Origin of the sequence: Klebsiella sp. C239, assembly GCF_048822715.1 — a bacterium.
GTDB classification, from domain to species: Bacteria; Pseudomonadota; Gammaproteobacteria; order Enterobacterales; family Enterobacteriaceae; genus Klebsiella; species Klebsiella quasipneumoniae.
In genome coordinates this window covers 1-2,832 of record NZ_JBMEZK010000035.1, presented here as the reverse complement: position 1 = coordinate 2,832, position 2,832 = coordinate 1, and the positions used below count along the sequence as shown (strand labels likewise).

At 53.1% G+C, this 2,832-nt stretch carries 1 rRNA gene; it reads left to right on the top strand.

Annotated elements, in window-relative coordinates:
• A 23S ribosomal RNA gene (locus tag ACOI6Z_RS27395) occupies nucleotides 1–2,798 on the top strand; the annotation flags it as partial.
• Between the last annotated feature and the right edge of the window lie 34 nt (nucleotides 2,799–2,832).

Here is a 2,832-nt window from a genome sequence, read left to right as displayed (position 1 = left end):
CCGGCGATGTCCGAATGGGGAAACCCAGTGCAATTCGTTGCACTATCGTTAACTGAATACATAGGTTAACGAGGCGAACCGGGGGAACTGAAACATCTAAGTACCCCGAGGAAAAGAAATCAACCGAGATTCCCCCAGTAGCGGCGAGCGAACGGGGAGCAGCCCAGAGTCTGAATCAGCTTGTGTGTTAGTGGAACGGTCTGGAAAGTCCGACGGTACAGGGTGATAGTCCCGTACACCAAAATGCACAGGTTGTGAACTCGAAGAGTAGGGCGGGACACGTGGTATCCTGTCTGAATATGGGGGGACCATCCTCCAAGGCTAAATACTCCTGACTGACCGATAGTGAACCAGTACCGTGAGGGAAAGGCGAAAAGAACCCCGGCGAGGGGAGTGAAAAAGAACCTGAAACCGTGTACGTACAAGCAGTGGGAGCACCTTCGGGTGTGACTGCGTACCTTTTGTATAATGGGTCAGCGACTTATATTCTGTAGCAAGGTTAACCGTATAGGGGAGCCGCAGGGAAACCGAGTCTTAACTGGGCGTTAAGTTGCAGGGTATAGACCCGAAACCCGGTGATCTAGCCATGGGCAGGTTGAAGGTTGGGTAACACTAACTGGAGGACCGAACCGACTAATGTTGAAAAATTAGCGGATGACTTGTGGCTGGGGGTGAAAGGCCAATCAAACCGGGAGATAGCTGGTTCTCCCCGAAAGCTATTTAGGTAGCGCCTCGTGAACTCATCTTCGGGGGTAGAGCACTGTTTCGGCTAGGGGGTCATCCCGACTTACCAACCCGATGCAAACTACGAATACCGAAGAATGTTATCACGGGAGACACACGGCGGGTGCTAACGTCCGTCGTGAAGAGGGAAACAACCCAGACCGCCAGCTAAGGTCCCAAAGTCATGGTTAAGTGGGAAACGATGTGGGAAGGCACAGACAGCCAGGATGTTGGCTTAGAAGCAGCCATCATTTAAAGAAAGCGTAATAGCTCACTGGTCGAGTCGGCCTGCGCGGAAGATGTAACGGGGCTAAACCATGCACCGAAGCTGCGGCAGCGACACTATGTGTTGTTGGGTAGGGGAGCGTTCTGTAAGCCTGCGAAGGTGGCCTGTGAGGGTTGCTGGAGGTATCAGAAGTGCGAATGCTGACATAAGTAACGATAAAGCGGGTGAAAAGCCCGCTCGCCGGAAGACCAAGGGTTCCTGTCCAACGTTAATCGGGGCAGGGTGAGTCGACCCCTAAGGCGAGGCCGAAAGGCGTAGTCGATGGGAAACAGGTTAATATTCCTGTACTTGGTGTTACTGCGAAGGGGGGACGGAGAAGGCTATGTTAGCCGGGCGACGGTTGTCCCGGTTTAAGCATGTAGGCTGGTTATCCAGGCAAATCCGGATAATCAAGGCTGAGGTGTGATGACGAGGCACTACGGTGCTGAAGTAACAAATGCCCTGCTTCCAGGAAAAGCCTCTAAGCATCAGGTAACATCAAATCGTACCCCAAACCGACACAGGTGGTCAGGTAGAGAATACCAAGGCGCTTGAGAGAACTCGGGTGAAGGAACTAGGCAAAATGGTGCCGTAACTTCGGGAGAAGGCACGCTGGTGTGTAGGTGAAGTCCCTGCGGATGGAGCTGAGACCAGTCGAAGATACCAGCTGGCTGCAACTGTTTATTAAAAACACAGCACTGTGCAAACACGAAAGTGGACGTATACGGTGTGACGCCTGCCCGGTGCCGGAAGGTTAATTGATGGGGTTATCCGTAAGGAGAAGCTCTTGATCGAAGCCCCGGTAAACGGCGGCCGTAACTATAACGGTCCTAAGGTAGCGAAATTCCTTGTCGGGTAAGTTCCGACCTGCACGAATGGCGTAATGATGGCCAGGCTGTCTCCACCCGAGACTCAGTGAAATTGAACTCGCTGTGAAGATGCAGTGTACCCGCGGCAAGACGGAAAGACCCCGTGAACCTTTACTATAGCTTGACACTGAACATTGAGCCTTGATGTGTAGGATAGGTGGGAGGCTTTGAAGCGTGGACGCCAGTCTGCGTGGAGCCAACCTTGAAATACCACCCTTTAATGTTTGATGTTCTAACGTGGGCCCCTAATCGGGGTTGCGGACAGTGTCTGGTGGGTAGTTTGACTGGGGCGGTCTCCTCCCAAAGCGTAACGGAGGAGCACGAAGGTTAGCTAATCCTGGTCGGACATCAGGAGGTTAGTGCAATGGCATAAGCTAGCTTGACTGCGAGCGTGACGGCGCGAGCAGGTGCGAAAGCAGGTCATAGTGATCCGGTGGTTCTGAATGGAAGGGCCATCGCTCAACGGATAAAAGGTACTCCGGGGATAACAGGCTGATACCGCCCAAGAGTTCATATCGACGGCGGTGTTTGGCACCTCGATGTCGGCTCATCACATCCTGGGGCTGAAGTAGGTCCCAAGGGTATGGCTGTTCGCCATTTAAAGTGGTACGCGAGCTGGGTTTAGAACGTCGTGAGACAGTTCGGTCCCTATCTGCCGTGGGCGCTGGAGAATTGAGGGGGGCTGCTCCTAGTACGAGAGGACCGGAGTGGACGCATCACTGGTGTTCGGGTTGTCATGCCAATGGCACTGCCCGGTAGCTAAATGCGGAAGAGATAAGTGCTGAAAGCATCTAAGCACGAAACTTGCCCCGAGATGAGTTCTCCCTGAGACTTTAAGTCTCCTGAAGGAACGTTGAAGACGACGACGTTGATAGGCCGGGTGTGTAAGCGCAGCGATGCGTTGAGCTAACCGGTACTAATGAACCGTGAGGCTTAACCTTACAACGCCGAAGATGTTTTGGCGGATTGAGAGAA